Below are 15,479 nucleotides of genomic sequence, written 5' to 3' on the forward strand. Positions count from 1 at the left end.
TCGCCCGCTGAAACCCGCATTTTTATCCTCAACGGAGGCAAAAGGCCGAAATATGTTCGTTTTTCCGCACCCTGCTAGGGCCGACCGCGACCAGAGCCATGTTGCAAATGGGACAGCGGCTTCGGAGCCGGCGGCTTGCCACTTCGTCTCTTATCCGGAATGGGCACTCCGTCTACGCGGGAACCTAATCGCCACGTCGTGGATCAAATCCACAAGACAGGGAGCGCGGAATGGATCAGGCAAACGCCAGCGGGCGGCACACGGTGTACAGCGACCTCGAACTGGCCGGAATGATCCAGCGCGGTAACGCCAACGCCTTCCGCATTCTGATGCAGCGGCACAACCAGCGGCTCTTCCGCATGGCACGCAGTGTGCTGCGCGATGCCGCCGAGGCCGAAGATGCCGTACAGGACGCCTACATCCTGGCCTTCACGCGCATCGGCCAGTTTCGCGAGGATTCCAGTTTGGCAACTTGGCTGGGCCGCATCGTCCTCAACGAGGCGCTGCGGCGGCTGCGGCAGAGGAGGCCCATGACCGAGTTGGACGAGGGCGGCGCTGACGGTCAAACGGCGGGCGCCGCGGTGATCCCCTTCCCAGGGAGCCAACAGCCTGTCGCGACGCCCGAAGAGAACGCCGCCCGCGCCGAGACGCGGCGCCTGCTGGAGCGTGCCATCGATGCACTTCCGGACCCGTTCCGCATCGTCTTCGTGCTGCGTGAGATCGAGCAGATGAGCGTCGAGGAGACGGCCGTTGCCCTCGGCATCCCGCCCGATACCGTGAAAACCCGCCTGCATCGCGCCCGCCGCCTGCTCGGCCACAGCCTGCGACAGCAACTCGCGCCCGACTTGGCTGGCGTGTTCCCGTTCGCCGGTGAGCGCTGTGCACGCATCGTGGCCCGGGTACTCGACCGCCTGGACCTGCCAGCACCGCCGCCCGACGGCGAGTGACACGTATCGGTCCGACCCGGCGTCGGGCCCTCATCAAGGGAGGACAAACATGCTGATCCGCACCATCCTGGTCGCCGGAGCCTTCGCCATGGCTACTGTACCCGCACAGGCGCAAAGCCTGGACAAGGCTCCGCCCGGCGGCGCTTACAAGAAGGTCGGCGAACTGGTGAAGCTGCCCGACTTCCTGCCGGGCATGGGCACGCTCTATGTCGACCCGAAGACGCTTCCGGTCGGCCCCTTCCTGGCCTACGACCGCGACGGGCGGCTGGCCAGCACCATTTACATGGTTCCAGTCGAGGACATCCAGGCGCAGAAGAAGCTCGACAACCTGAAGACCTCCGGCGGCAAGGTCGACCATGTCGACATGTACTTCAACGCCGGCCATCCAGGCGTGGAGAAGCCACATTACCACGTCGTCCTCTGGCATATCGCAGAGGCCGACGAGGCGCGCGTGGCGAAGTAACATGATCACGCGACGCACCGTGCTGCAGGCCGGCGGCTGGGCCGCCGGCCTGGCGCTGCTCGGCCCGCTTCCACCAGCAGGGGCCGAAGGGGCTGTGGAGATCCACATGCGCGGCAACGCCGACGGCTCGAAGGTGTGGTTCGATCCAATCGGCGTGCTGGTCGAGCCCGGCCAGACGATCCGTTGGATCAACGCCGATTCCGGTAATTCGCACACCAGCACCGCCTACCACCCGGTGAACGACGGCCACCCGTTGCGCATCCCGGAAGGGGCGACGCCGTGGCACTCCGACTATTTGCTGCCGGACCAGAGCTTTGAGCTGCGCCTCATTGTGGGGGGCGTCTACGATTATTTCTGCCTTCCGCATGAGGAAGCTGGCATGGTCGGACGCCTCGTCGTCGGCCGTCCGCAAGGTGGCTCGTCCGCGGCCACGCTGCCGGAGCCGGCACGGCTGCTGCTCCCGTCGGTGGAGGAGATCGTCCGCCGCGGAATCGTGCGCATCGACCGATAAGGCAGAGTCTTTGTCAATCGGCTTGAGATAGGGACCCCTGATCGGCATGGAAGCACGCCCGAACTCCGTCCGCAGGGTCTGATCAAGGGTCCTGGTTGGCATCAGTGTGCCTGCGCGGACCTCAATGCACCAACGCCTCTTTCGAGGGCTTACCTCCCGTACCCGCAATCAAAGAACCAAAGATACACATAACAGAACCGTCTGGTCAGCGCCGCGGCTCATGCTGGATGCCATACGCTTGGTACATATCGTAGATGAGATCCAGCAAAATACCGATTTCCGGCGAGCCATCCTTTGCCCGGTGGCTCATGATCACCGGCGCGACCGCTTTGTTCCCGTGAAGCGGCCTGTAGACAATGTCATCGCGCCGCAGCCGCTGCGCGGACGCCGGCACCAAGGAGACCCCTTCACCGGCCACGACAAGCCCCAGCGCGGTTTGCAGCTCGCGCACTTCGTGCACGGCGCCCGGCCGCAGCCCGCGTTCACGATAGAGTGACAGCACCATGTCGGCGAAGCTCGGTCGCGGAGCCTTTGGGAAGACGACCAGCCCTTCTCCGGCAAGGTCGTCCAGGCACAGCGGATCCTCGTGGGTAGCGAGGGGATGGCCGGTTGGCAATGCCACCACCAGCGCCTCGTTCCTCAGGAGCCGTTGGTCCACCGTGGGGTCGTCCAGGGCGATGCGACCGAAGCCGACATCGATGCGCCCCTCCTTCAGCGCCGCCACCTGCTCAATGGTGGTCATTTCGAGCAGTGTCAGCTCGACCTCCGGCCGTGCGGCCCGGTAGCGGCGGATCACCTCGGGCAAGCCACCGTAGAGCGTCGAAGTGACGAAGCCGATGGCGAACCGGTCACGCCCGGCCGTACGCAGGCGCTTGGCCATCGCCCGGATCTCGTCGACGCGCTCCAGAACCTGGACCGCCTGTTCGTGCATGAGGCGCCCGGCATCGGTGAGACGCAGCGGCCGGCTGTCCCGGTCGATCAGCACAAGCCCGAGCTCTTCTTCGAGCTGCTGAATCTGGCGGCTGAGCGGCGGCTGCGCGATGTGCAGCTTCTCAGCCGCACGCGTGAAGCTCTGCTCGCTCGCGACGGCCACGAAGTAACGCAGGTGGCGGAGTTCCAAGGGGCACCTCCGGCTGCTGACGCGGCGATCCCTGACCTTGCTCGGGCACCCGCCCGTCCATACCCGGTGGGTATGAACTCAGACAAACATGGTCTTTTACTTCCCGTTAAGCAAGCCGTATTCGTTACCCAACAGTCAGTGCAAAAACATTCCGCTATGGGAGCAATAAGCTCATGGCACAGATCGAAGAGATCGAGACCTTTCTGGTCGATCTCCCCACCATTCGGCCGCATGTTCTCTCAATGGCGACGATGCATCGCCAGACCATCGTGGTCGTTCGCATCCGCTGTTCCGACGGAGTCGTCGGCATCGGCGAGGGCACCACGATCGGGGGCTTGAGCTACGGCGACGAGAGCCCGGAAGGCATCAAGCTGGCGATCGATACCTACATCGCACCCCTCCTGCGGACCTGCGACGCCCTTCAGGCAGCCTCGGCGATGGCGGCCATCGACCGGTTCGTGGTCGGCAACCACTTCGCCAAGTCGGCGGTCGAGACGGCGCTTCTCGATGCCATGGGCAAGCGCGTCGGGCTGCCGGTTTCCGAACTGCTGGGCGGGCGACTCCGCGACGAACTGCCGGTCGCCTGGACGCTTGCCAGCGGCGACACCGGCAAGGACATCGACGAGGCGGAGCAGATGCTCAGCTCCCGCCGGCACAACATCTTCAAGCTGAAGATCGGCAAGCGCGCCATCGTCGCCGACGTGGCCCATGTGGCTGCGATCAAGAAGGCGCTCGGCGACCGGGCGAGCGTGCGCGTCGATGTCAACCAGGCCTGGGACGAGGCCAGCGCGAGCCGCGGGCTCGCGATGCTGGAGGATGCCGGGGTCGATCTGGTCGAGCAGCCCATCGCGCGGAGCAATCGCGCCGGGCTGGCGCGGCTCGCGATGCGGTCTGCCGTCCCGATCATGGCCGACGAGACCCTGCACGGGCCTGAGGATGCGTTCGACATCGCCTGCCGTGGCGCCGCGGAGGTGTTCGCGGTCAAGATCGCGCCGTCGGGCGGCCCCCGTGCCGCCGGCCGCGTCGCCGCCATCGCCGACGCCGCCGGCATCGGGCTCTACGGCGGCACCATGCTGGAGGCTGGCATCGGCACCATCGCGTCGGCCCACCTTTTCGCAACCTTCCCCCGGCTCGCCTGGGGCACCGAACTTTTCGGCCCCCTCCTGCTGACCGAGGAAATCCTCGTCGAGCCGCTGTCCTACGGCGACTTCGCGCTGAAGGTGCCGCGCAAGCCCGGCCTCGGCATCGAGTTGGATGAGGACCGCGTCGCCTTCTTCCGCCGGGACCGCGTCGCGACGCGGACTTACAGCGCTTAATCCCAAAGAGGCAACCCATGCTCTTTCAAGTCGAAATGGATGTCCGACTGCCGCCGGATATGGCGCCGGACGTCGCTCAGGAGCTGAAGCGGATCGAGCGCGCGCGCGCCCAGCAGCTTCAGCGCGACGGCATCTGGCGCCACCTCTGGCGCGTCGCCGGGCGCTACGCCAACACCAGCATCTTCGACGTGCGCAGCGCCGACGAACTGCACGAACTTCTCACCTCGCTGCCGCTCTTTCCGTACATGGCGGTCAAGGTCACGGCCCTTTGCCGCCATCCCTCCTCCATCCACGAAGACGACCGGTAGCCCCGCTGCCGGGCACCCGAACGCACAACCACACACGCTAGGGAGGAAACCCATGAACAAGGCACAGATCAAGAACGTCGCCGGTCGCATCGCCGCCACGCAAAGCGGCCCCGCGAACGAGCGCGTCAAGGCCATCGTGGACCGCATCGTGCTCGACCTGTTCAACGTGATCGAGGACTTCGACGTCACGCCCGAGGAGTTCTGGTCGGCGGTCAACTACCTGTCCGAACTCGGCAAGGTCAACGAATCCGCGCTGCTGGCGCCGGGCCTCGGTTTCGACCACTTCCTGGACTTGCGGCTCGATGAGAAGGAGCAGGCCGCCGGCATGGAAGGCGGCACGCCGCGCACCATCGAAGGGCCGCTCTACGTCGCCGGAGCCCCGGTCTGCCGGGGCGAAGCGCGCCTGGACGACGGCACCGACAACGGTGAGCCCCTGTTCATGAACGGCCGGGTCACCGACACGCAGGGCAACCCCATCGCCGGAGCCCAGGTCGAAGTCTGGCACGCCGACTCCTACGGCAACTACTCGTTCTTCGACACGTCGCAGAGCCCGTTCAACCTGCGCCGCACCATCGTGACCGATGCCGATGGGTGCTACCGCTTCCGCAGCATCATGCCCTCGGGCTACGGCTGTCCGCCGAACGGCCCGACGCAGCGACTGCTGACCCTGCTTGGCCGTCATGGCCGGCGCCCGGCGCACATCCACTTCTTCGTGTCGGCGCCTGGGTTCCGGACACTCACCACGCAGATCAACATCCAGGACGATCCGTATGTCAACGACGACTTCGCCTTCGCCACCCGTGACGGCCTCGTCCCCGACGTGGTGCGGCATGCCGACGAGGCTTCGCGGCGCGAGAAGGGCGTGGACCGGCCGTTCGCCGCGATCGCCTTCGACTTCACGCTTCCCCACGCCGTCGAAGGTCTGCCCAGCGGCCTGATCGAGCGCCCCCGCGCCGCAGCCGAGGCCGAAGTGGCCTGAGCCAATCCGCACACCCGGAGCGCAAGAGCCGGAGCGCAAGAGCCGGAACGCAAGAGGAGGTTACGCCATGGCCATCGACCTGATGGAACGGATCGAGGGTGCGGTCGTCGAGGACAAGGAGCGCGGCCTGTACCGCTGCAAGCGCGACATCTTCACCGATCCCGAGCTGTTCGAACTGGAGATGAAGAACATCTTCGAGGGCAACTGGATTTATCTGGCCCATGAAAGCCAGATCCCGAACAAGAACGACTATTTCACGACCCACATGGGTCGGCAGCCGATCTTCATCGCGCGCAACAAGAGCGGAGACCTGAACGCCTTCATCAACGCCTGCAGCCATCGCGGCGCCATGCTGTGCCGGCACAAGCGGGCCAACAAGGCGACTTACACCTGCCCCTTCCACGGCTGGACCTTCAACAACTCCGGCAAGCTGCTGAAGGTGAAGGACCCGGAGGGTGCCGGATATCCGGAGTCCTTCAACAAGGACGGCTCGCACGACCTGAAGACGGTTCCGCGCTTCGAATCCTACCGCGGCTTCCTGTTCGGCAGCCTCAACCCGGACGTCCCGCCGCTGGTCGAACATCTGGGCGAGGCGGCGAAGATCATCGATCTGATCGTCGATCAGTCGCCGGACGGGCTGGAGGTGCTGCGCGGTTCCTCCACCTATGTCTACGACGGCAACTGGAAGCTCCAGACCGAAAACGGCGCCGATGGCTATCATGTCAGCGCGGTCCACTGGAACTACGCCGCGACGACCGGCCGTCGCAAGACCGCCGCCATCCCCGACACGACGCGTGCCATGGACGCGGGCGGTTGGGCCAAGCAGGGCGGCGGCTTCTACTCCTTCGAGAACGGCCACCTGCTGCTGTGGAGCCGCTGGTCGAATCCGGAGGACCGTCCGCTCTACGAGCGCCGTGACGAGCTGGTCGCGCAGCATGGCGAGGCGCGGGCGGACTGGATGATCGGCATCTCGCGCAACCTGTGCCTCTACCCCAATGTGTACCTGATGGACCAGTTCGGTTCGCAGATCCGCACTTACCGGCCGATCAGCGTCGATAAGACCGAGGTGACGATCTACTGCATCGCGCCGAAGAACGAGAGTGCTGCGGCGCGCGCCCGGCGCATCCGCCAGTATGAGGACTTCTTCAACGCCAGCGGTATGGCGACGCCGGACGACCTGGAGGAGTTCCGATCCTGCCAGATCGGCTACATGGGCAGCGCGGCGGCGTGGAACGACATGACCCGCGGTGCCGCCCACTGGGTCATGGGTGCCGACGCCAATGCGGAAACGATCGGCCTCAAGCCGCTGATGAGCGGCGTCAAGACCGAGGACGAGGGGCTGTTCGTCATGCAGCACCAGCATTGGCAGGACACGATGCGCAAGGCCGTGGCGGCCAACGCGGCCAAGACGTCCTGAAGGAGGATTGCGCCATGACTGTTTCCGAAATGACCAGCGTTGCCCCCGCGACCGTCTCCTATGAGACCCTTCTGGCCTTCCTCCACCGCGAGGCGCGTCTGCTCGACGACAAGCAATGGGACGAGTGGCTGACCCTCTACGCGCCGGACGCCGAGTTCTGGATGCCGGCCTGGGACGACGACGGCACCCTGGTGGCCGACCCTCACCGCGAAATCTCGCTGATCTACTACGCCAACCGCGGCGGCCTGGAGGACCGGGTGTTCCGCATCAAGACCGAGCGGTCGAGCGCCACCAGCCTGCCCGAGCCGCGCACCTCGCACAACATCAGCAACGTCGAGGTTCTGGAGCGGCAGGGCGGCACGGTCAAGCTGCGCTTCAATTGGTTCACGCTGAATCACCGCTACAAGACCACGGATATCTACTTCGGCACCTCGTTCTACACGCTTGATGTTTCGAGCAAGGCGCCGCTGATCAAGAAAAAGAAAGTCGTCCTTAAGAACGACTACATCCATCACGTCATCGACATCTATCACGTCTGATCCGTTCGCTCCGGTGTTTGGGCTGGAGGACTTGGGGTCAGGGAGGCGACCATGAGCTTCAACATCGCTCTCAACTTTGAAGACGGGATCACCCGCTTCATTCAGAGCAATCCCGGCGAGACGGTGGCCGACGCCGCCTATCGCCAGGGGATCAACATCCCGCTCGACTGCCGCGACGGCGCCTGCGGCACCTGCAAGAGCTTCTGCGAGGCCGGGCGCTACGACGGCGGCGACTACATCGAGGACGCGCTGAGCGACGAGGAGGCCGGGGAAGGCTACTGCCTGACCTGCCAGATGCGGCCGCAATCCGACATCGTGCTGCGGATCGAAGCCTCTTCGGAGATGTGCAAGACGCAGGCGACCGATTATGCCGCCGAGGTCGTCGGTGTGGACAAGCTTTCCGACAGCACCTTCAACCTGTCCCTGAAGCTGGAGAACGCCGGCCGGCTCGCCTTCCTGCCGGGCCAGTACGTCAACATCCAGGTGCCGGGCACCAGCGAGACCCGCTCCTATTCCTTCAGCTCCCCGCCGGGTGCGGATATCACCACCTTTCTGATCCGCAACGTGCCGGGCGGCCTGATGAGCGGCTATCTGGCCGAACGGGCCAAGCCCGGCGACCGGCTGACCGTCAAGGGGCCGCTCGGCGGCTTCTATCTGCGCGACACCAAGCGGCCGGTTCTGATGCTGGCGGGCGGCACGGGTCTGGCGCCATTCCTGTCCATGCTGGGCACGATGGTGGAGACCGGCTGCGACCACCCGATCCACCTCGTCTACGGGGTCACCAACGACGGCGACCTCGTTGAGGTGGAAACCATCGCAGACCACGCCAAGCGCATCCCCGGCCTTACCTTCGCGACCTGCGTCGCCAGCGAAGACAGCAACCACCCGCTGAAGGGCTACGTCACGCATCACCTCGACGAGCGGCACCTGAACGCGGGCGACGTGGACGTCTACCTCTGCGGCCCGCCGCCGATGGTCGAAGCCGTGCGCGTCTTCTTCCGCGACCAGGGCATCACCCCCGTGAACTTCCACTATGAGAAGTTCGCGCCGAGCGAGGGAGGCGCATCATGAGCCCATTTGTCAAAGGGGGGCGTCAGCGTTTCGACGGCAAGGTGTTGGTCGTCACCGGCGCCGCGCAGGGCATCGGCCGCACGGTCGCCGTAACCGCCGCCCACGAGGGTGGACGAGTGGTCCTGGTGGATCGTTCCGACCTCGTCCACGAGGTCCGCGAGGAGATCGGCGCACATGGGGGCGAGGCGCTGGCGGTTACCGCCGACCTGGAAACCTACGCCGGTGCCGAGGCGTCGATGGCCGCCGCCATGGAAGGGTTCGGCCGCATCGACATCCTCGTCAACAACGTCGGCGGAACGATCTGGGCCAAGCCCTACGCCGAGTACCGGGAGCGGGAGATCGAGGCGGAGGTCCGCCGCTCGCTGTTCCCGACCCTGTGGTGCTGCCGCGCGGCGCTGCCGCACATGCTCGAACGGCGCAGGGGCGTGATCGTGAACGTGTCGTCGGTCGCCACGCGCGGCGTGCACCGCGTGCCCTACGCGGCGGCGAAGGGTGGAGTGAACGCGATCACCGCTTCCCTGGCCTTCGAATACGCCGAGCACGGAATCCGCGTCGTCGGAACGGCCCCCGGCGGCACGGAGGCGCCGACCCGCCGGGTTCCCCGGAACCCCGGCGAGCAGGGCGAGCAGGAGAAGGTCTGGTACCAGCGCATCGTAGACCAGACGATCAAATCGAGTTTCATGAAGCGTTATGGGACGCTTGAGGAACAGGCGGCGGCGATCCTGTTCCTGGCCTCCGACGAGGCCTCCTACATCACCGGCACCATACTGCCGGTTGCCGGCGGCGACCTCGGCTGAGCCGCCTCCTCCACGGCACATCTACAGATCATCGAGACAGTCAACGGGTCGTCCCCTGGGATGCCAACGAACGCGGCCGGGCGGATGCCGGCCCCGCGCGTCCCTGAACGTCAGCGGCCTGGAAATCATGCCGGTCAGCCGGTCCTTCGCCGGCTTCCAGATCCACCGCGACGCGGTCTGATCCCGCATCGGCGTCCATCACAACACAAAGAGGGAGGAAACCATGGCGCACGCCCGGACCATCGACGTCCAAGACTTCATCAATTCGCACAAACTTTCGCGATTCCAGATCACGATCATCGCCCTGTGCTTCATCATCGTGGCCATCGACGGCTTCGACACGGCGGCCATCGGTTTCATCGCGCCGGCCCTCAGGGCCGATTGGCAACTGACGCCGGGGCAGCTCGCGCCCGTGTTCGGCGCCGGTCTCTTCGGCCTGATGGTGGGTGCCTTCATCTTCGGCCCGCTCGCCGACAGGATCGGTCGGAAGTACGCCCTGATCCTGACCGTCGTGTTCTTCGGCGCGACCAGCCTGCTCTCCGCCTGGTCAACGTCGCTCGAGATGCTGATCGTGCTTCGCTTTCTGACCGGCATGGGCCTGGGCGGGGCGATGCCGAACGCGATCACGCTGACGTCGGAGTTCTGTCCGGAGAAGCGTCGCTCCTTCCTGACCACGGTGATGTTCTGCGGCTTCACGCTGGGTTCGGCCCTGGGCGGGCTCGCCGCGGCGCAGCTCGTCGCCAGCTACGGATGGCCTTCCGTTCTGCTGATCGGTGGCATTGCGCCGCTCGCCATGGTTCCGCTCCTCCTCATCGCCCTGCCTGAATCCGTGCGCTTCCTGGTGCTGAGGAACGCTCCGTCCGAGCGGATCGCCGCCGTGCTCCGCAAGCTCGCGCCCGATGCGGATCTCGATGGCGCGACCTTCGTCGGGATCGCCAAGCCAAAGGGCTCGCCGGTGGCGCAACTCGTCAGGCCCGACCTGATCAAGGGCACGCTTCTGCTCTGGCTCACCTTCTTCATGAGCCTGCTGGTTTTCTACCTGCTGGCGAGCTGGCTGCCGACCGTGATCAGCGGCGCCGGCATGTCCCTGAAGGACGCGTCCCTGATGGCCATGCTGCTGCAAATCGGCGGCACCATCGGTGCGCTGCTGATCGGGGCGCTGATGGACCGGATGGACCCCCATCGCGTGCTTGGCGTGTCCTACGCCTCGGCGGCCCTGTTCATCGCCCTGATCGGCAGTGCGACGGTGTCGCCGTGGCTGCTGGGGGTTGCGGTCTTCGGTGCGGGCTTCTGCCTTGCCGGATCGCAGGTCGGGGTCAACGCTCTGGCTGCCGGCTATTACCCCACGGCCAGCCGCGCGACCGGCGTCGCCTGGGCGAACGGGATCGGCCGCAGCGGTTCGGTGCTGGGGTCGATGGTCGGAGGCGCGATCCTCGCCAGTGGCCTGGGCCTGTCGACCGCCTTCGCCATCGTGGGCCTCCCCGTGGTCATCGCCGGCATCGCCATGCTCGTGAAGGGATGGCTCGCACCCCAGCCGACGCACGCCACGGCCGCTCATGTCCTCCCCGATACGCGAACCACTGATCAACCGGCCGCCGAGGTCGCCTGATCTCCGCCCCAGCGTTCAAGGATCCTAGTCATGAAACCCACCATCATCACCGTCGCGATCACGGGCTCCGTTCCGCGCAAGAAGGACAACCCGGCGGTGCCGGTTACCGTATCGGAGCAGGTCGAGTCCACGCACGAGGCGTTCGAGGCCGGCGCATCCCTGGTCCACATCCATGTCCGGAACCCGGACGAAAGCCCCTCCTCCGACCCCGAACTCTTCGCCCGCGTGCAGCAGGGCATCGTCAGGCACTGCCCGGGGATGATCGTCCAGTTCTCGACCGGCGGGCGCGGGCGCGATCCGGCGGCGCGCGGCAGCGCCCTGTACCTGAAGCCCGACATGGCCTCGCTCTCGACCGGTTCCGTCAACTTCCCGACCATCGTCTACGAGAACGGGCCGACCCTGGTGCGCGATCTTGCGACCAAGATGCGGGACAACGGCGTGCTGCCGGAGATCGAGATTTTCGACCTCTCCCACATTCACGGCGCCAAGCGTCTGGTGGAAGAGGGGCTGATGAACGACCGTCCGCACGTGCAGTTCGTGATGGGCGTGAAGAACGCCATGCCCGCCGAGGAACGTCTTCTCGACACTCTGCTCATCGAGCTGAAGCGGGTCCTGCCCAAGGCGACCTGGACCGCGGCGGGCATCGGCCGCCACCAGTCCGAAGTGATGCGCTGGGTGCTGGAGCGCGGCGCCGACGGCGTCCGGACCGGGCTGGAGGACAATGTCCGCATCACCAGGGACCGGCTGGCGAAGAACAACGCCGAGCTGGTGCGGGTCGCGGTGGACCTCTGCGCCGAACACGATGCGCGCCCGGCGACCCCTGCCGAGGCCAGGGCGATGTTGGGCCTGCCGGCCCTGGAAACCGCGGTCACCGCTTCGTGATCCCCGAGGGAGAAATGGACATGAGAAAGATCTATCCCGACGCGACGTCGGCGTTGGCCGGCTTGCTCAAGGACGGCATGACCGTCATGGCTGGCGGCTTTGGACTGTGCGGCATTCCGGAAACCTTGATCGGGGCGATCCGGGACTCCGGCGTTGAAGGCCTGACCGTGATTTCCAACAACGCCGGCATCGACGACGTCGGCCTGGGCGTCCTGCTGGAGACGAGGCAGGTCCGCAAGATGGTTTCGTCGTACGTGGGTGAGAACAAGACCTTCGCCAAGCAGTATCTGGCCGGCGAACTGGAGATCGAGTTCAACCCGCAAGGCACGTTGGCCGAGCGCATCCGGGCCGGCGGGGCCGGCATCCCCGCCTTCTTCACCAAGACCGGCGCCGGCACGCTGGTGGCCGAAGGCAAGGAACTGCGCGTGTTCGACGGCGAGACCCACGTCATGGAAACGGCGCTGAAGGCCGACCTCGCCGTCGTCAAGGCCTGGAAGGCCGACACCGAGGGCAACCTCGTCTTCCGCAAGACCGCGCGCAACTTCAACCCGATGATGGCGGCTGCCGGCAAGGTCACCGTCGCCGAGGTGGAGGAGCTGGTCGAGCCCGGCGGAATCGACCCCGACCACATCCACACCCCCGGCATTTTCGTGCAGCGCATTGTCCACGCGCCGGGCGTGGCGAAGCGCATCGAGCAGCGCACCGTGCGCCAGCGCGCCTGACAAGAAGGGAGAACCGAACCATGGCATGGACCCGCGAAGAGATGGCCGCCCGCGCCGCGAAGGAGTTGCGCGACGGCTACTACGTCAATCTCGGCATCGGTATCCCGACTCTGGTGGCGAACCACATCCCCGAGGGGATGACGGTGTCGCTGCAATCGGAAAACGGCCTGTTGGGCATGGGTCCCTTCCCCTACGATGGGGAGGAGGACCCGGATCTGATCAACGCCGGCAAGCAGACCATCACGGAGCTGCCAACCACCAGCTATTTCAGCTCGGCCGACAGCTTCGCGATGATCCGCGGCGGGCACATCGATTTGTCGATCCTGGGCGCCATGCAGGTGGCCCAGAACGGCGACCTCGCCAACTGGATGATCCCCGGCAAAATGGTCAAGGGCATGGGCGGCGCCATGGATCTCGTCGCCGGGGTTAAAAGGGTGGTCGTTGTCATGGACCACACGGCCAAGGACGGCGAGCGCAAGCTGCTGACGCGCTGCACCCTGCCGCTGACCGGGGCGGGCGTGGTGGACATGGTCGTCACCGACCTCGCTGTCTTCACCATCGATAAGCACAACGGCGGCCTGACGCTGATCGAGCTGGCCCCCGGCGTCACCGTGATTGAGGTCCGCGAGAAGACCGAAGCCGACTTCGGCGTCGATACGGACCGCTTCCGCGATCAAACCTCGCTCTGCCTTGCGGAGGGATAGTCCCATGCCTTCGATCAACGCCAACGGCGTCGAACTGCATTATGAACTCTCCGGCCCTGCGGGGGCACCCGTCGTCGTCTTCTCCAACTCCATCGGCACCACGCTGGAAATGTGGGATGCCCAGGTGCCGGCGCTCTCTGGGCGGTATCGCTGCCTGCGGTACGACAGCCGGGGCCATGGCCGGTCGGCCGTGATCGACCGCCCCGCCACCATCGGCGATCTGGCCGCTGACCTTGCCGGGCTGCTGGACGCGCTCGGCATCGAAAAGGCCCATGTCGTCGGCCTGTCGCTGGGGGGTATGACGGCGCAGGCCTTCGCGATCGAACACCCGGACCGGGTCGCCGGCCTCGTTCTCATGGCGACGGCCGCCTGCCTGCCGCCGCCCGAGGGCTGGGAGCAGCGGGCGCGGACGGTGTGCCGGGACGGCATGGAGGCCATCGTGGACGCTATCATTCCCCGCTGGTTCACCCCCCCGTTCATCGAATCTTCGGGGGAAGCGGTCGCCGCGATTCGTGAGCGGTTCCTGAAGAACGATCCTCGCGGCTATGCGGCCTGCTGTCGCGCTATCCGGGACATGGACCTGAGGGAGGCGATCCCGGCCATCGGGTCGCCGACCCTGATCGTCGCGGGAGCCGACGACCCCGCGACCCCAGTGCCCTTGATGGAGGACATCCGCGCGCGCATCATCGGCGCCGAGATGGTCGTCCTACCCCGCGCGGCGCATCTCCTCGCCGTTGAACGCGCTGATCGCGTGAACCAGCATCTTCTCGGATTTCTGGACACGCTCACACGGGTACTGTCAACTTCACGGTCGGTTGACGAGCTGAGGGTCTGAAGAACCCGCGTTCTGGATGGTTCAAGCGGTCAGGGCGAGGCCGGTCACCTCGCGCCAGATGGTGAAGGCGCGCGCTCGGGTGCACGGTACTCGGTGGCGGAGATCAGATGGCGGCGTCGAGGCCGGAATGCGGTCGGCCGTGGTTGTCATCGCTGTGCCACGCCGCCAGGACGGGGACTGTCTGAAATTTCGTGTACGGGCCATAACTTCGGGACCGAAGGAGGCCCCGCATGGCACGACGCAAACAACCCAGCATTCCGGATGCGCTGCTTGACCAATTGCTCGCGGGTGCCGATCCGAAGAGTGCCTTCGCCAAGGACGGCCTGCTCGATGAGCTGAAGAAGGCGCTCGCCGAGCGGGCGCTGAACGCCGAGATCGACCACCACCTGGACAGCGGCGAGCTCGATGGCCGGCCGAACAGCCGAAACGGCTATGGCCGCAAGACGGTGCTTACCGACACCGGCAAGATCGCCATCGACGTGCCGCGCGACCGGCTCGGCACCTTTGATCCGCAGCTGATCGCCAAGTACCAGCGTCGCTTCCCCGGCTTCGACGAGAAGATCGTCTCGATGTACGCCCGCGGCATGAGCGTGCGGGAAATCCAGGGGCATCTGCGCGAGCTGTACGGCATCGACGTGTCGCCCGACCTGGTCAGCGCCGTCACCGACGCCGTGCTGGAGGAAGTGGCCGAGTGGCAGGAGCGCCCGCTCGAACCCGTCTACCCGCTGGTGTTCTTCGATGCTCTGCGGGTCAAGGTGCGCGACGAGGGCACGGTGCGCAACAAGGCCGTTCACGTGGCGCTGGGTGTTCGGCCCGACGGCACCAAGGAGATCCTGGGTCTGTGGATCGAGCAGACCGAGGGCGCCAAGTTCTGGCTGCGCGTCATGAGCGAGCTGAAGAACCGCGGGGTGGAGGACGTGTTGATCGCCATCGTCGATGGCCTCAAGGGCTTCCCCGAGGCGATCACGGCGGTGTTCCCGCAGGCCCAGGTCCAGACCTGCATCGTCCACCTGATCCGCGGGTCTCTGGAGTTCGTGTCCTGGAAGGAGCGCAAGGCGGTGGCCGCGGCGCTGAAGGCGATCTACCGGGCCACCGATGCCGACGCCGGCGAGCGCGCCCTGGAGGCGTTTGCGGCCAGCCCCTGGGGCACCAAGTACCCGGCGATTGCCATGGCGTGGCGGCGGAACTGGGTGGCGGTGATCCCGTTCTTTGCCTTCCCCGACGACGTCCGCCGGATCGTCTACACGACGAACGCCATT

At 66.0% G+C, this 15,479-nt stretch carries 17 protein-coding genes; 16 read left to right on the top strand and 1 reads right to left on the bottom strand.

Going from position 1 to position 15,479, the window contains the following annotated elements; translation table 11 throughout:
• The first annotated feature begins 230 nt into the window (after positions 1 to 230).
• Genes Q4I23_RS22100 through Q4I23_RS22110 form a run of 3 tightly spaced genes read left to right on the top strand, consistent with a single transcriptional unit; the run spans position 231 to position 1,921 of the window.
• Positions 231 to 947, top strand: a complete 717-nt coding sequence (locus Q4I23_RS22100) for an RNA polymerase sigma factor (RefSeq protein WP_498527628.1) — start codon at positions 231 to 233, stop codon at positions 945 to 947.
• Positions 948 to 996: 49 nt separating this feature from the next.
• A complete protein-coding gene (locus Q4I23_RS22105; protein WP_454019998.1) occupies positions 997 to 1,410 on the top strand; it encodes a DUF5602 domain-containing protein in 414 nt (137 codons plus the stop codon).
• Between the two features lies 1 nt (position 1,411).
• Entirely contained in the window at positions 1,412 to 1,921 is a 510-nt protein-coding gene (locus tag Q4I23_RS22110) for a plastocyanin/azurin family copper-binding protein (protein WP_498527629.1), read from the top strand.
• A gap of 205 nt (positions 1,922 to 2,126) precedes the next feature.
• Here the strand turns inward: Q4I23_RS22110 and Q4I23_RS22115 are convergent, their stop codons facing one another.
• Positions 2,127 to 3,041, bottom strand: a complete 915-nt coding sequence (locus tag Q4I23_RS22115) for a LysR family transcriptional regulator (RefSeq protein ID WP_498527630.1) — start codon at positions 3,039 to 3,041, stop codon at positions 2,127 to 2,129.
• A gap of 173 nt (positions 3,042 to 3,214) precedes the next feature.
• Here Q4I23_RS22115 and Q4I23_RS22120 point away from each other — a divergent pair, with 173 nt between their 5' ends.
• The 13 genes from Q4I23_RS22120 to Q4I23_RS22180 all read left to right on the top strand — a co-directional run.
• Entirely contained in the window at positions 3,215 to 4,357 is a 1,143-nt protein-coding gene (locus Q4I23_RS22120; protein WP_454019995.1) for a muconate/chloromuconate family cycloisomerase, read from the top strand.
• A gap of 17 nt (positions 4,358 to 4,374) precedes the next feature.
• Positions 4,375 to 4,665, top strand: coding sequence for a muconolactone Delta-isomerase (gene catC / locus Q4I23_RS22125; RefSeq protein WP_454019994.1), 291 nt, complete (start codon positions 4,375 to 4,377; stop codon positions 4,663 to 4,665).
• A gap of 52 nt (positions 4,666 to 4,717) precedes the next feature.
• Complete coding sequence (gene catA / locus Q4I23_RS22130) at positions 4,718 to 5,644, top strand: catechol 1,2-dioxygenase (RefSeq protein WP_498527631.1); 927 nt, start codon at positions 4,718 to 4,720, stop codon at positions 5,642 to 5,644.
• A 67-nt stretch (positions 5,645 to 5,711) separates the two neighbouring features.
• A complete protein-coding gene (gene benA / locus Q4I23_RS22135; RefSeq protein ID WP_498527632.1) occupies positions 5,712 to 7,061 on the top strand; it encodes a benzoate 1,2-dioxygenase large subunit in 1,350 nt (449 codons plus the stop codon).
• Between the two features lie 14 nt (positions 7,062 to 7,075).
• On the top strand, positions 7,076 to 7,600 hold the full coding sequence (gene benB / locus Q4I23_RS22140) for a benzoate 1,2-dioxygenase small subunit (protein ID WP_498527633.1): 525 nt from the start codon (positions 7,076 to 7,078) through the stop codon (positions 7,598 to 7,600).
• Positions 7,601 to 7,651: 51 nt separating this feature from the next.
• Positions 7,652 to 8,671 carry a benzoate 1,2-dioxygenase electron transfer component BenC gene (gene benC / locus Q4I23_RS22145; protein WP_498527634.1) on the top strand — a complete coding sequence of 340 codons (1,020 nt, stop codon included), beginning with the start codon at positions 7,652 to 7,654 and terminating at the stop codon, positions 8,669 to 8,671.
• A complete protein-coding gene (locus tag Q4I23_RS22150) occupies positions 8,668 to 9,468 on the top strand; it encodes a 1,6-dihydroxycyclohexa-2,4-diene-1-carboxylate dehydrogenase (RefSeq protein ID WP_498527635.1) in 801 nt (266 codons plus the stop codon). Before benC ends, Q4I23_RS22150 begins: the two co-directional genes overlap by 4 nt.
• A gap of 223 nt (positions 9,469 to 9,691) precedes the next feature.
• Positions 9,692 to 11,077, top strand: a complete 1,386-nt coding sequence (locus tag Q4I23_RS22155) for an MFS transporter (RefSeq protein ID WP_454019988.1) — start codon at positions 9,692 to 9,694, stop codon at positions 11,075 to 11,077.
• A 30-nt stretch (positions 11,078 to 11,107) separates the two neighbouring features.
• Positions 11,108 to 11,959, top strand: a complete 852-nt coding sequence (locus tag Q4I23_RS22160) for a 3-oxoadipate:acetyl-CoA acetyltransferase (protein ID WP_454019987.1) — start codon at positions 11,108 to 11,110, stop codon at positions 11,957 to 11,959.
• A 20-nt stretch (positions 11,960 to 11,979) separates the two neighbouring features.
• Entirely contained in the window at positions 11,980 to 12,681 is a 702-nt protein-coding gene (locus Q4I23_RS22165) for a CoA transferase subunit A (RefSeq protein ID WP_454019986.1), read from the top strand.
• 20 nt (positions 12,682 to 12,701) lie between these two features.
• Positions 12,702 to 13,385 carry a CoA transferase subunit B gene (locus Q4I23_RS22170; protein ID WP_498527636.1) on the top strand — a complete coding sequence of 228 codons (684 nt, stop codon included), beginning with the start codon at positions 12,702 to 12,704 and terminating at the stop codon, positions 13,383 to 13,385.
• Between the two features lie 4 nt (positions 13,386 to 13,389).
• Positions 13,390 to 14,220, top strand: a complete 831-nt coding sequence (pcaD, locus tag Q4I23_RS22175; protein WP_498527637.1) for a 3-oxoadipate enol-lactonase — start codon at positions 13,390 to 13,392, stop codon at positions 14,218 to 14,220.
• A gap of 230 nt (positions 14,221 to 14,450) precedes the next feature.
• A partial coding sequence (locus tag Q4I23_RS22180) for an IS256 family transposase (RefSeq protein ID WP_498527638.1) occupies positions 14,451 to 15,479 on the top strand: 1,029 nt, incomplete at its 3' end.

This window comes from Azospirillum sp. UFLA03-27, from assembly GCF_059803775.1.

What these genes read in the sequence shown, in the direction of transcription:
- Q4I23_RS22100 (WP_498527628.1), top strand. Translation starts at nt 231, where the DNA reads ATGGATCAGGCAAACGCCAGCGGGCGGCACACGGTGTACAGCGACCTC.
- Q4I23_RS22105 (WP_454019998.1), top strand. Translation starts at nt 997, where the DNA reads ATGCTGATCCGCACCATCCTGGTCGCCGGAGCCTTCGCCATGGCTACT.
- Q4I23_RS22110 (WP_498527629.1), top strand. Translation starts at nt 1,412, where the DNA reads ATGATCACGCGACGCACCGTGCTGCAGGCCGGCGGCTGGGCCGCCGGC.
- Q4I23_RS22120 (WP_454019995.1), top strand. Translation starts at nt 3,215, where the DNA reads ATGGCACAGATCGAAGAGATCGAGACCTTTCTGGTCGATCTCCCCACC.
- catC (WP_454019994.1), top strand. Translation starts at nt 4,375, where the DNA reads ATGCTCTTTCAAGTCGAAATGGATGTCCGACTGCCGCCGGATATGGCG.
- catA (WP_498527631.1), top strand. Translation starts at nt 4,718, where the DNA reads ATGAACAAGGCACAGATCAAGAACGTCGCCGGTCGCATCGCCGCCACG.
- benA (WP_498527632.1), top strand. Translation starts at nt 5,712, where the DNA reads ATGGCCATCGACCTGATGGAACGGATCGAGGGTGCGGTCGTCGAGGAC.
- benB (WP_498527633.1), top strand. Translation starts at nt 7,076, where the DNA reads ATGACTGTTTCCGAAATGACCAGCGTTGCCCCCGCGACCGTCTCCTAT.
- benC (WP_498527634.1), top strand. Translation starts at nt 7,652, where the DNA reads ATGAGCTTCAACATCGCTCTCAACTTTGAAGACGGGATCACCCGCTTC.
- Q4I23_RS22150 (WP_498527635.1), top strand. Translation starts at nt 8,668, where the DNA reads ATGAGCCCATTTGTCAAAGGGGGGCGTCAGCGTTTCGACGGCAAGGTG.
- Q4I23_RS22155 (WP_454019988.1), top strand. Translation starts at nt 9,692, where the DNA reads ATGGCGCACGCCCGGACCATCGACGTCCAAGACTTCATCAATTCGCAC.
- Q4I23_RS22160 (WP_454019987.1), top strand. Translation starts at nt 11,108, where the DNA reads ATGAAACCCACCATCATCACCGTCGCGATCACGGGCTCCGTTCCGCGC.
- Q4I23_RS22165 (WP_454019986.1), top strand. Translation starts at nt 11,980, where the DNA reads ATGAGAAAGATCTATCCCGACGCGACGTCGGCGTTGGCCGGCTTGCTC.
- Q4I23_RS22170 (WP_498527636.1), top strand. Translation starts at nt 12,702, where the DNA reads ATGGCATGGACCCGCGAAGAGATGGCCGCCCGCGCCGCGAAGGAGTTG.
- pcaD (WP_498527637.1), top strand. Translation starts at nt 13,390, where the DNA reads ATGCCTTCGATCAACGCCAACGGCGTCGAACTGCATTATGAACTCTCC.